Source organism: Shinella yambaruensis (genome assembly GCF_050859155.1).
Classification (GTDB): domain Bacteria; phylum Pseudomonadota; class Alphaproteobacteria; order Rhizobiales; family Rhizobiaceae; genus Shinella; species Shinella yambaruensis.
On the sequence record NZ_CP150638.1, the window covers coordinates 4,541,113 to 4,553,049 of the forward strand.

At 60.4% G+C, this 11,937-nt stretch carries 11 protein-coding genes and 2 pseudogenes; 5 read left to right on the top strand and 8 right to left on the bottom strand.

Translation table 11 applies throughout. The features are described 5' to 3' along the window. Window positions 1–348: 348 nt before the first annotated feature. Both WMC41_RS22100 and WMC41_RS22105 read left to right on the top strand, forming a co-directional pair. Window positions 349–1,176 carry a type IV toxin-antitoxin system AbiEi family antitoxin domain-containing protein gene (locus WMC41_RS22100; RefSeq protein ID WP_432346438.1) on the top strand — a complete coding sequence of 276 codons (828 nt, stop codon included), beginning with the start codon at window positions 349–351 and terminating at the stop codon, window positions 1,174–1,176. Beyond that, window positions 1,173–2,033, top strand: coding sequence for a nucleotidyl transferase AbiEii/AbiGii toxin family protein (locus WMC41_RS22105; RefSeq protein ID WP_244767180.1), 861 nt, complete (start codon window positions 1,173–1,175; stop codon window positions 2,031–2,033). The genes WMC41_RS22100 and WMC41_RS22105 overlap by 4 nt, the downstream gene beginning before the upstream one ends. Here WMC41_RS22105 and WMC41_RS22110 read toward each other — a convergent pair. The 4 genes and pseudogenes from WMC41_RS22110 to WMC41_RS22125 form a co-directional block, all read right to left on the bottom strand. After that, window positions 2,030–2,323 (bottom strand): annotated as a pseudogene (locus WMC41_RS22110) (DUF2285 domain-containing protein); the annotation flags it as partial. The gene WMC41_RS22105 and the pseudogene WMC41_RS22110 sit on opposite strands and share 4 nt — an antisense overlap. A gap of 74 nt (window positions 2,324–2,397) precedes the next feature. Beyond that, window positions 2,398–3,294 (bottom strand): DMT family transporter, encoded by an 897-nt coding sequence (locus WMC41_RS22115; RefSeq protein ID WP_244767181.1) that lies wholly within the window; start codon window positions 3,292–3,294, stop codon window positions 2,398–2,400. Between the two features lie 313 nt (window positions 3,295–3,607). After that, window positions 3,608–3,874, bottom strand: a complete 267-nt coding sequence (locus tag WMC41_RS22120; RefSeq protein ID WP_244767182.1) for a conjugal transfer protein TraD — start codon at window positions 3,872–3,874, stop codon at window positions 3,608–3,610. Between the two features lies 1 nt (window position 3,875). Then, on the bottom strand, window positions 3,876–4,202 hold the full coding sequence (locus WMC41_RS22125; RefSeq protein WP_432346441.1) for a conjugal transfer protein TraD: 327 nt from the start codon (window positions 4,200–4,202) through the stop codon (window positions 3,876–3,878). Window positions 4,203–4,370: 168 nt separating this feature from the next. On the opposite strand from WMC41_RS22125, the pseudogene traA reads away from it, so the two are divergent. The 3 genes and pseudogenes from traA to WMC41_RS22140 form a co-directional block, all read left to right on the top strand. Beyond that, a pseudogene (gene traA / locus WMC41_RS22130) lies at window positions 4,371–7,330 on the top strand (Ti-type conjugative transfer relaxase TraA); the annotation flags it as partial. Between the two features lie 291 nt (window positions 7,331–7,621). Further along, on the top strand, window positions 7,622–8,644 hold the full coding sequence (locus tag WMC41_RS22135) for a ParA family protein (protein WP_244767184.1): 1,023 nt from the start codon (window positions 7,622–7,624) through the stop codon (window positions 8,642–8,644). Between the two features lie 343 nt (window positions 8,645–8,987). After that, the gene (locus tag WMC41_RS22140; protein ID WP_398430374.1) at window positions 8,988–9,137 is read left to right on the top strand and encodes an AlpA family phage regulatory protein; all 150 of its coding nucleotides are present in this window, start codon (window positions 8,988–8,990) and stop codon (window positions 9,135–9,137) included. Window positions 9,138–9,184: 47 nt separating this feature from the next. Here WMC41_RS22140 and WMC41_RS22145 read toward each other — a convergent pair whose 3' ends face one another. From WMC41_RS22145 to tnpA, 4 genes are all read right to left on the bottom strand, one after another. Next, the gene (locus WMC41_RS22145) at window positions 9,185–9,481 is read right to left on the bottom strand and encodes a hypothetical protein (RefSeq protein WP_432346444.1); all 297 of its coding nucleotides are present in this window, start codon (window positions 9,479–9,481) and stop codon (window positions 9,185–9,187) included. Further along, window positions 9,481–11,106: an IS66 family transposase gene (tnpC, locus tag WMC41_RS22150; RefSeq protein ID WP_432343892.1), complete on the bottom strand. Its 1,626-nt coding sequence runs from the start codon at window positions 11,104–11,106 to the stop codon at window positions 9,481–9,483. Before tnpC ends, WMC41_RS22145 begins: the two co-directional genes overlap by 1 nt. Window positions 11,107–11,169: 63 nt before the next feature. After that, a complete protein-coding gene (tnpB, locus tag WMC41_RS22155) occupies window positions 11,170–11,463 on the bottom strand; it encodes an IS66 family insertion sequence element accessory protein TnpB (protein ID WP_432343894.1) in 294 nt (97 codons plus the stop codon). Between the two features lie 50 nt (window positions 11,464–11,513). Continuing rightward, window positions 11,514–11,888 carry an IS66-like element accessory protein TnpA gene (gene tnpA / locus WMC41_RS22160; RefSeq protein ID WP_277920734.1) on the bottom strand — a complete coding sequence of 125 codons (375 nt, stop codon included), beginning with the start codon at window positions 11,886–11,888 and terminating at the stop codon, window positions 11,514–11,516. Window positions 11,889–11,937 lie beyond the last annotated feature (49 nt).

An 11,937-nucleotide genomic window follows, 5' to 3' on the forward strand; every position in this document is an offset into this window, starting at 1 on the left:
TTCTGCGGGCCGAAGGTTCAGCGCCGCAGGCGGCGATCCCTCACTCCCACTCGATGGTCAATGGGCTTTATTTCTTATTGTGACTACTGGGGTTTTCCGTCCGCGCCCCAGAGCTATACCAACCGCGATACCACCAAGGGAAAGGGCACTAGAATCCTGAATTCTATATAGTAATTCTCCCAGCCATGAGCGTGTTCGCATCATAAACGAGCGTCGGGAGAGTGTAGGCCAAAAGGGTCTGAGTCGCCGCATAGTCATATGGCAAAGTCCGCCTTGAAGTGGATTTTCAAAAATGATTGAGTCATAGAATCATATTGAAAATTCCGCACTAAGAGCGGACAATGAGATATGATCCGAGTCGAACGATCCGCCCTATCCTCCTACGCTTCCGGCCTGCTGGCCAGGGGCCGGGGAGTCTTTTCCGCGGACGAGGCGCAGAAGGAAATCGGCATCAGCCGGGGCGCATTCCTCGACGCCGCCGAGCGTTTGCAGCAGCGCGGCCAACTTCTCCGGCCCCGGCGCGGCTTCTATGTCATCGTGCCGCCCCAGCACGCCACGACGGGAGCGCCGCCGCCCGAATGGTATATCGACGCCCTCATGCGCCATGAGCAGCGGCCCTACTATGTGGGACTGCTGACGGCGGCGGCGGTTCACGGCGCTTCACATCAAGCCGTGATGGAGTTTCAGGTCGTGACGAACAAGCTCCTGCCCGACATCGAAGCCGGGCGGACGCGGATCGTATTTTCCTACCGCAAGGACATGGCGGCGGTGGCGGCGGGGATCGAGGATCGCAAAACGCCATCGGGCTATATGAAGCTGTCCTCACCGGAGCTGACGGCGCTCGACCTAGTGCGCTATCCGCAGTCCGGCGCTGGGCTGGATAACATCGCGACGGTGCTTTCCGAACTGGCCGAGCGGCTGCAACCTGAAAAGCTCGCCTCCTTGTCAGGCGCTTTCGAGAAGGCGGTCGTGCAGCGCCTCGGGCATCTGCTCCGAAGGCTGGGACATCCGCAGATCGCGGAAGCAATGTTAGTGGCGCGGTCGGCGCGCGGGCCGCTGCCGTGGGTCGAACTCGACCCCAAACAGGGGGGCGATCCCGATTTGTCGCCGCCGCCATCCGAACGCGATGCATGCTGGCGCGTGATCGTTCGCCAGCCGCCCGAGATCGACGAATGATCCCGCAGGACTATATTACCGCCTGGAGCCGCGTCGCGCCGTGGGCAAGCCAGCGACAGGTCGAGCAAGACCTCATCATTAGCCGCGCGCTTGTTGCCATCTTCTCCGATCCGTTCCTGCGGGGTGAACTGCGCTTCCGGGGCGGCACCGCGCTCAACAAGCTGCATTTCCCCACACCGCTACGCTACTCGGAAGACATCGACCTCGTGCGGACGAGCGCCGGCCCGATTGGGCCGGTCCTCGACGGTGTTCGCGCCATGCTGGAGCCGTGGCTCGGGAAAGCGAAGTCCGATCCAAGCCCCGTCGCTCCGAAACTCCGCTTTCGTGTCGATGCTGAAAACGAACCCGCCGACATGCGTATCAATCTCAAGGTTGAAATCAACACGCGCGAGCGGGAAGCCTACGATCCGCCCATCGAGATTCCGTTCGGTGTCGAAAACCCGTGGTTCATCGGCCGGACCGCAATCCCGACTTTCTCACGGGAGGAAATGCTGGCGACAAAGCTGCGCGCCTTGCTTCAGCGTAACAAAGGCCGCGATCTGTTCGACCTCGATCACGCGCTCACCGTGTTCGAGGGACTGGATACCGCCCGGATCGTCAAATGTTTCCTGCTCTACCTTGAAAAGGCAGAGGTGACGATTTCTAGGGCTGAGGCGCAGCAGCGCATGTTTCAGAAACTCGCCAATCCGACCTTCTTCACCGACATGCGGCCGTTGCTTCAAACAGATCGCGCCAAGACACTCACCGACGAGACGCTTAAGGCCACCTTCGTCAGGGTGATGAAGGAACTGATCGACCGGATACCTGGCGACGAATGGGCGAAGGCCGGGGAAATGCGGGAGCGGTTTGGAGTCTAAGGATTCCCAGCGATGCTGTCGTGCTCAATGGCCCTCTGTTTGATGGGATAGTGCAGCAAGAGACGATAGCCGCCGCGCATCATCTTGATGCCGTGGGTGACGAGGCGGCGGGTCTTGTTCTTGCGTGTGTCGACTTCCCAATCCTCCTTCGTGCCGCTGAATCCGAGCAGCACTTCGGTGATGGTGCGGTAGCTTTCGCCGCGCAGGCGGGCGTCGAGCGCGCGCAGGGACAGGATATGCCTTTGCCGGAGCTGTATGGGTAGCGCCGGGAAATCCGGCCCCGGTCCACGTTACCTTGACGTTGTAATGATGCTTTCGGTCAGCCATCGTTCTTCCTTTTCGGTGTGGCCGTTCATCGGACAATTCATGTTGAAGATCGCAACGCGATCACCATCCCGGTGGTGACAAGAGCCACGCCGGCCAAACTGAAAAGGCTCGGGACTTCCGAAAGGAGGATGAACGCGGCGAAAACGGTAATGATCGGAACGGTCGCGGTGAAAAGCGAAACTTGGCTCGCTCCGAGCAGAGCGACGGCGCGCGTGTAAACGAAGATCGAAATGGCCCCGATCAGGATACCTTGAAAGATGCTTTGCAAGAGAAGTTCCCGCCATTGCGCTTCCAGCAGCATCTTGCCCGGCAGCAGCGCGTATGTGGGCAGGAAGATCAATGCCGAGATGACCGCGACCAGAGCGGCGGCGCGGACGGCCGATAGTCCTAGATGCCGGACATAAAGGCCGTAGCCGGACCAGCAAAGCGAGGCGAGCAGCAGGCAGGTATCGCCGATCAACAATGACATGGAGGCATTTGCGAAGCCGTCCCACGCCATAGCGGCGATGCCGGAAACGATAATTGCAAGACCGGCTATCCGTCCTCCACTTGGAACACTTCTGCCGAAGGTCCAAACGAGCAAGGCGGTGGTCAAAGACAAGGTGCCGTGCAGCAAAACAGCGCCGTGCGCGGCAGGAGCGAGTGCAAATCCGGCATAGGCGAGCAGGGCGAATCCTAGTCCACCCAAGACCGCCAATGCGACGGCCTCGTGAAGCCGCAAGCCGCTCAAGCCATGCTTCATCAGGATCGGGGAAAGCATCAGCCCGCCAATTCCAAAGCGCAACGCGGCGATGTCAGGCAGAGTTAGGACTGTCGAGAAACCCAAGCGCGACACGACCACGAAGCCGGAGAAGAGGACTACGACGCAACAGGCATAGGTGATGCCTTGCGCTCGCTCGATAGTCTGTTCGTGCGTTTTGATCTCTGTTGCCAAGTCGAGCCTCGGTCGAATCCTGAACCGATCCCAACCTAGCGGCGAACAGCGACATAATAAAAATTGATATTTTTGAGGAAACCAAATAGATTTTGACGATATGGGATCAGTTGACATAGTCCCAGGAGGGGGCAGGCAGCGCATTCTCGACGATGGCGAACTTGCCGCTGACGGTTAGCCATCCGTGGCAGCCGGAATGGTAGCGCCTTGCTCTTTCCTCATTTCGACTCCGAACCGTATTTTTTGCGCTGCGGTGCCGCGCGATGGCGGGCGGCGCTGCGATATTTGAGGTCTCCGCGCCGCCCGCCATCGGTCACGCCCGATGCTGCTGCGGTTGAGTTGTGTTATGCACGCCTGTTGGACGTTCCATCTCGAATCCCATCTTTCCGAGTTTCGTCCATGTATTGCGCGCGTGTTCACCGTCTTCGCTCTTGAGCTTTTCGGTCATCCAGAGCATCGCGCCGTAGATGATGGCACGATCATCGCCGGTCAGGTTCACGATGCCCGCCTTGACGACGAGCCCGCCGAGTTCGATCAGATGCCGTGTTCTCTTGCGGTGCTCGACCTGCCAGCTTTGCATATCATGCCGCGCCCGTTGCGCCTGATGCCGGCTGTGCGCCGCCCAATTGCGTTGGAACGCCGCCAGCGTCGCGGTCAGGCGCTGGTGCAGATCGCCGCGACCGCCCCTGAAAGAACGCAGCGCCGCGTTTCGCCCATGCCTCTCTCTTTCCGGCGTCCTTGGTTTCCGCCAGCGCGACCATCGCGCCAGCCAGTTCCTCGGCGGTGAGGCTGTCCGCCACCGTGGCGATCATCAGTTCGCCGAGTTGCTGCACCTTGCGAGTTTTCAGTTCCCGCGCCTTATCCTCAAGCGCCTTCAATTCCATATCGAAGTTCCGTGGCTTGCGCATTGCATCCTCCATAAGCTGTTGATGGAGCGATGATAGTTGAGCGCGTGGCCGATTGCTTCTATGTTGTCGGGATGGTGCGGGACCGGCTGGTCCATCCCGAGATTTTTCGAGGGAGGGCGCGCTTATACGTCGTTCCGACGTGCGGCTTTCCGTGCTGATGATCGTCGCATGGCGATCTATCATCTTCACGTCAAGGTCATCGGCCGCAAGGCCGGGTCGAGCGCGGTGGCATCCGCCGCCTACCGTTCGGCCTCGCGTATGCGCGACGAGCGCATCGACCGCGTGCAGGACTTTTCCGCCAAGCGTGGTGTCGTCTATTCCGAGGTGCTGCTGCCGGATGGCGCCCCGGAGCAATGGTCCGGCCGCGAACGGCTCTGGAACGATGTCGAGGCGTTCGAGGTGCGGAAGGACGCCTAGCTTGCCCGCGAGGTGGAGTTTGCAATCCCGCGCGAGATGACGCGGGCGCAGGGCATCGAGCTTGCCCGCGACTTCGCGCAGTCGGAGTTTGTCGATCAGGGCATGATTGCCGATCTGAATGTGCATTGGGACATCGGCGAGGACGGGATGCCCAAACCCCATGCCCATGTCATGCTCACCATGCGCTCGGTGGACGAGAACGGTTTCGGCCCGAAAGTCCGGGACTGGAACCGCACCGAGATGGTGGAGCGTTGGCGCGAACGCTGGGCCGAGCATGTCAACGAGCGGTTGGCCGAACTCGACATCGACGCGCGCATCGACCATCGCAGCCTTGAGGCGGAGGGGATCGAACTTGAACTGCAGAGGCAGATCGGCGCGCCTGCGCAGCGCATCGAGGGCGAAGGGCTGGACATAGCCGACCGCGCGGACATGCACCGGGAGATCGCGCGCAATAACGGCGCGTGGATCATCGCCGATCCTTCCGTTGCGCTGGACGCGATCACGCATCAGCAATCGACCTTCACGCGGCGCGACATGGCGATGTTTGCGCACCGGCACAGCGATGGCATTGACCAGTTCAACGAGCTCATGGGGGCGATCCGCAATGCGCCCGATCTGGTCGAGCTTGGGCAGGACGGACGCGGCGAGGATCGGTTCACCACCCGCGACATGATCGAGGTCGAACAACGGCTCCACCGTGCGGCGGAATTGATGGCCGAGAAGGAGCGGCACGAGGTCAGCGAGAAAAACAGACTCGACGCCCTTGCGCGCGCCGAGCAGCGCGGTCTTGTCCTGTCCGGCGAGCAGGCCGAGGCACTGGCGCATGTCACGGACGGTCGTGATCTTGGCATCGTCGTCGGTTATGCTGGAACGGGAAAGAGCGCCATACTCGGCGTGGCGCGCGAGGCATGGGAGGCGGCGGGCTATAAGGTGCGCGGCGCTGCCCTGTCCGGCATCGCGGCGGAAAATCTCGAAAGCGATTCTGGCATCGCCTCGCGCACCATCGCCAGCATGGAACACGGCTGGGCGCAGGGCCGCGACATGCTCACCAGCCGCGATGTGCTTGTCATCGACGAGGCGGGCATGGTCGGCACGCGACAGATGGAACGTGTGCTGTCTCATGCCGCTGAGGCTGGCGCAAAGGTGGTGCTGGTCGGCGATCCGCAGCAGCTCCAATCCATCGAGGCGGACGCAGCCTTCCGCTCGATTCACGACCGCCAAGGCGGCGGCGAGATCGAAACCGTCCGCCGCCAGCGTGAGGACTGGCAGCGGGACGCCACCTGCGATCTGGCGACCGGTAGGGCGGGCCATGCCATCCACGCCTATGACGCGCACGACATGGTGCATGAGGCCACGACCCGCCAGCAGGCGCGTGACGAGTTAATCGACCGCTGGGACCGCGACCGGCAGGCATCACCGGACAGCAGCCGCATCATTCTCACCCACACCAATGCCGAGGTGCGCGAACTTAACGAGGCCGCCCGCGACAGGATGCGGGAGGCTGGCGATCTTGGCGAGGACGTGCGCGTGACAGTCGAGCGCAGCGAACACCACTTCGCCGCCGGGGATCGCGTCATGTTCTTGCAAAACGAGCGCGGGCTTGGCGTAAAGAACGGCACGCTCGGCATGGTTGAGGAAGTCAGCCCGCAATCCATGACGGTTCGCGCCGATGACGGGCGAAGCATCAGCTTTGACTTGAAAGACTACGACCGCATAGACCACGGCTATGCCGCGACGATCCACAAGGCGCAAGGCATGACCGTGGACCGGACGCATTGCTGGCGACACCCGGAATGGACGCCCACGGCAGCTATGTCGCCATGTCCCGCCGCCGTGATGGCATGGACCTGCATTATTGCCGCGACGACTTTGCCAGTTAGGACAAGCTCATCAACACCCTGTCGCGTGACCGGGCCAAGGACATGGCGACCGACTATGAACGGCGCGACCCGACACAGGATTATGCCGAGCGGCGCGGCATCACCTTCCGCGCCCGCGTCGTCCAGATCATGCGTAAGCTGGTGCCGGAACGGGTGCGCGATGCCGTTAATGGGATGCTCGACGGCTTGCGTTCTCTCGGTGACGGAGTGCCTGGCCCCAACGTCGCACAGCAGCCGGAAAGGGGAACAGCCGGAAAGGCCGAGGCGGAGAGGCATACCGGGGAAGACCCTCAGGAAGTCTTGCGCAGCGCCCGCACGCGGGCGCTGGTTCGCCATGCCCGCGCGGTGGATACGATCTTCGCAGCGCAGGAACAGGGCGGCAAGGCCAGCCCAGAGCAGGTTCAGGAACTGCACGAGGCCCGCGCCGCCTTCGAGGACGTGCGGCCGTATGGCTCACACGATGCCGAAGCCGCCTACAAGAAAAACCCCGAGCTTGCGACGGAGGCGGCATCGGGCGGGGTCAATCGCGCCATCCGCGCCCTGCAACTGGAAACCGAAATCCTCACCGATCCGCAGCGCCGCGCGGATCGCTTCGTGGAACGCTGGCATGAACTCAAACACACCGGCCACCGCCAGTATGAGGCGGGCAACATCTCCGGTTACAAAGCCACCAAATCCGTCATGGGCGACATGGCAAAGAGCCTCGAACGCGACCCGCAACTGGAATCCCTGCTCGCCAATCGCAAGCGCGAACTCGGCATCGGTATCGAATCAGGCCGCAGCCTTGGCCGGGAACTCGCCTTCACCCACGGCATCGACCTCAGCAGGGGGCCGGAGTCTCGGACTGTAGAACTGGCCTGCTTTGGTTATATCTATCGCGGTGCAGCAGGTGCCATAGTGGTGTCGCTAACAGGATTCCTCCAAGAGTCTTTAGCCGCTCGCCGTCCCAGATGCAGCGCCAACGACGCAGCAGTTGCGATCCTGCACGACCACCTTTCCCCAACACCTCGTCAGCTCTTACGGGGGGCATGCCAAGCTAATCGTCCATATAGTACTTTACATTGTCCAATTTGGACACAATGTTGTCCTTATTGAACTCGCAATCGTCCAGGAGGGCAGGGAATGGTGAAAAAATACGCGTTTTGGAACAATAAGGGAGGCACAGGCAAGACGAGTTTGGCGTTCCAGTCCATCAACCTTTATGCAGAGACACATCCTGACGAACGGATTCTCGCGGTTGATGTCTGCCCGCAGGCGAATCTTTCGGAATTGATGCTTGGCGGCCTCAACTACAAGGGAAGCGAAAAGCTTCTCGCTCAGCAGGGTCTAGTGCCCCGGTGCAGCATCGGCGGCTACTTTCAGTTGCGGCTGCCCTCACCGTACACTGTTCCGCCTTTCACGCCTGCGGACTTCATCACCAATCCCCACCAATTCAACGCAGCGATCCCTGAAAATATCGACCTCGTATGTGGTGATCCCCTGCTCGAGTTGCAGTCAAATGCGGTAAACACGCTGGCAAACAACCAAATTCCCGGCTCGAACCCGTGGATCGCGGTGATCGACTGGCTCCGTGATTTCATCGGCCCCATCGAACACGAATACAATGTGATATTCTTCGATTGTAATCCGAGCTTCTCGCTTTATACCCAGATTGCGCTGGCAGCGTCGGAACGCTTGGTCCTGCCGGTAATGGCGGACGATTCTTCTCGGCGCGCCATTCAAAACGCCTTCTCCCTTGTCTATGGCCTGAAGCTTCCATCGGACATCTACTTGGCCTTTGCATTCGCCACCAAATTGCGTGAGGCAGGACGCGAACTCCCAAAAGTGCATCTTATCATTAAGAACCGGCTGACGCAGTATATGGGAGCCGCGTCCGCCTACGCCGCCGTGCTAACGGCGATTGAGCGCGACGTTACGGCCCTTCTCAAAACCAATCCTGAGATATTCACCTTCACCAACGTCAAGGACGGTTTTACTGAAATGCGTGATTTCGGAACGACCGGCGTTGTGGCCTTTGCTAAAGGTCAACCGATGTCGCAGGTTCAAGTTGGTAAGCAGACGGTGAATGGTCACCGCGTTCAGGTGAAGAAGGACTACCTCGACAACGCGAAGACGGCACTAGCCGATACCGTAGCACGTCTTTGAGTTGACTACGAAAGCGCTTCCGAGGTCCTGCCCGGGAGCGCTTGAAAGTTACAGGGTAAGGAGGAGACCCGCCGCTAGCTGATCCTAATGATTTAACCAGTGTCGGCCTCCTGTACCTCGTGTGCGTAGCTAATCGAATCAGGCTTGATATCGACAGTGGAACTCATCTTCATACACGGTATCAACCTCCGTGGCCTGAAACCTCGGCACTAGAATTTTCCTATTTGCCGCCGTTTGCCCGCCATAGCCCTACTGCGGGTAAATAGCTCTTGCACAACGATAAATCGTTGCTCTGTCTGGTCCCTGCAATCGTCAGGAACAGCCAGCAGGAGGCAGTGCAACCATGCGTCAACCAGACCGCATTATCCGCTTGAGGACCGTTCTCGCTCGGACCGGGCTGTCCCGTTCCACCATCGATCGCAAGATCGCCGACCCTGTCGGCTGGCGGGCCACAATATCAACGAGTGACAGAATGGACGCGAGCCTCACGTAGTTCAGAGATCGTCATCCAGTTCGTCGTCGTGGGTAACCGCCCGATTGTTACCGTGGGGAATATGTCCTGACACGCTCGACGATCTCTTCGTCGAGGACGAAGCAATCGAGGAACTCTTGCCATGTTTCCGCAGACCTACGCGCGTCGCTGAGCATCTGCCTGAGTTCGTCAACGCCATCGTCTGTCAAAGCTGACGTACTCTCGTCGTCACCGGTCACGACGCTGATGATATTGCCATAGGTCAGGTTGTCATCATTGCTGATGATCTCCCGGAGGAGGTCGACGTCCTCTTCGAGGATTTCGGCGACATAGTCGATGGTGAAGACGAATCTGACCGTTGCCATCAGGCGGCCTCGGCGCAGATGATCGCCGCTGTCGGCTTCCAGTTCCAGGGGAGCAGTTCGGCGAGGCGATTGATCTTGTGATCCTGAATGCGGTCGAGCACGTCAGCCAGATAGGCCTGCGGATCGAGGCCATTCATCTTGGCAGTTTCGATAATCGTCATGGCCCGCGCCAGGGTCTCTGCTCCAGTGTCGGCACCCGCGAAGAGCCAGTTTCGTCTTCCAACGCCGACAGGACGCAACGCCCGCTCGGCGGCGTTGTTATCGATTGCGACACGGCCATCTTCCAGGAACAGGCAGAATGAGGACCACCTGCTCAAGCCGTAGCGGAAAGCGCCGGCCAGATCGCTCTTGCCGGGGATGCGGGTCAGTTGCGCTTCAGCCCAGACGCGCAATGCTTCGACCTTTGCCTTACTGTGCTTCTGGCGCGCGGCAAGACGGATATCGGCAGACTTGCCTGCAACCTCGCGCTCGATGTCGTAAAGCGCACCGATACGGTCGAGCGCCTCGCGGGCAATCTCGGATTTGTTCGAGGCCCAGATATCGTGGAAGTCGCGCCGCCAATGCGCCCAGCATGAAGCCTCCCGGAAGCGGCGTGTCCCGTCCGGTCCGGCCCCATATAACTTCGCGTAGCCCTTGTAGCCATCGGCCTGAAGGATGCCGCTCGCTTGGCTGAGGTGACGGTGAACGTGCTCTTCCTTCCAGTCGGGAGCAAAATAATAGACCGCACCGGGCGGAGCTGCGCCCGCCCATGGGCGTTGGTCCCGGACATAAGTCCAGAGCCTGCCCTTCTTCACCCCTTTCCCCAGCCCCTTGTCGCGCAGAGAGCGATCCAGAACCCGGATCGGCGTGTCGTCGGCGTGGAGAAGATCACTGCTCATGATCGCCGCCTCGATCAACTCGATCAGTGGCAGGAGCACCCGCATGGCGCGGCCACACCAATCGACCAACGTGCTGTCAGGGATATCAACGCCCATGCGGGCAAAGATTTCGTTCAGGCGATAGAGCGGCAGGTGGTCGTCGAACTTCGAGACCAGGATGTAGGCGAGCAGTCCAGCGCCCGCCATGCTGCCCGGGATGGGGCGGCTGGGCGCGGGCAACTGCACCATCTTCTCGCAGCAGCGGCAGGACTTCTTCAGCCGGGCAATCTCGATGACCTTCATCTGCGCGGCGATCATGTCAAGGATTTCGCTGACGTCTTCACCGACAAGCCGCAATTCGCCACCGCAAGCGGGGCAGTGCGCGCCGGGATCGAGTTCCCTGCGCTCGCGAACGGCCTTGTCCGACACGCGCGGACGGCGGCGCATGGTCTTTTCCGGCATGATTGCCTCAGACGCGGCAGGCGCCGCTTCCTCGATCTCGGTGAGAGGCTCGCTGCTGCTTTCCGAGGCGGCAATCATCAGGTCCTCCAGCGCCAGTTCCAACTGCTGGATTTCCCGTTCGATCTTTTCCGACGATTTGCCGAAGCCATGCTTCTTCAGCCTGGCGATGCGCAGCCGCAGGGACTGGATCAACTGATCATGCGCCTGCAAGGTCGCCGACATCTTCGCGTTTTGCGCCTCAAGCGCGGCGATCATCGCCTTCAGGAAGGCCGGATCATCGGGAAGATTTTGGCTCGCATTCGACATGAACCTGACTACCACAGGTCAGGTTCAATATCCATAAAAACATGTAAATTCAGTGAGATAAAATCAACAAACACGGGCCGGAGGGGCGCCCCAGTCCGGCCGCCGCCAGTCAATGCCCTCCCACAACATCGCCATTTGCGCCGATGTCAGCCGCGCCGTCCCATCAGCGGCGGATGGCCACGGAAACCGCCCCTTCTGCAAGACCTTGTAATAGAGGCAGAAGCCTTGGCCATCAAAATAAAGAAGTTTCAAACGGTCACCACGACGCCCCCGGAACGCAAAGACAGCACCTCCCGTCGGCTTCTGGCGCAGCACATCCTGCGTCAAGGCAGCAAGGCCCTCAATGCCCTTTCGCATGTCCGTGACACCGCAGGCGAGATAAACACGAACACCTGTCCCAGGCCCGATCATGCCGCTTCAACCGCCCGGATGAGGTGGGTCAGGACCGTCCCATCCACGCCGCTGTCGAAGCGAAGGCTGCGCCCATGGTTCAACCGCAATTCGATCATTGCGGATGCACGCTCCGCCTCCTCGCGCGCGAGCGCCGCACCAGGCATGACGGATATGTCGACGGGAAGAAACACTGTATCGGCAGTCGGCGGCAACAGGCCTTTCTTCTTCAGCTCATGCCGCCAGGCGTAAATTTGCTGCCGCATCACGTCGTGCCGACAGGCAACCTCACTCACCGTCGCCCCGTCGAGACCAACTGACATCACAACTTCCAGCTTCGTCTCGTCACTCCAGCGCCGCCGCCGCTCCTTGCCGAGAATTTCCACACGCATTCCTTACCTCGCCCAAGACACGTCATTAACGACGTCGCTAATGACGTGT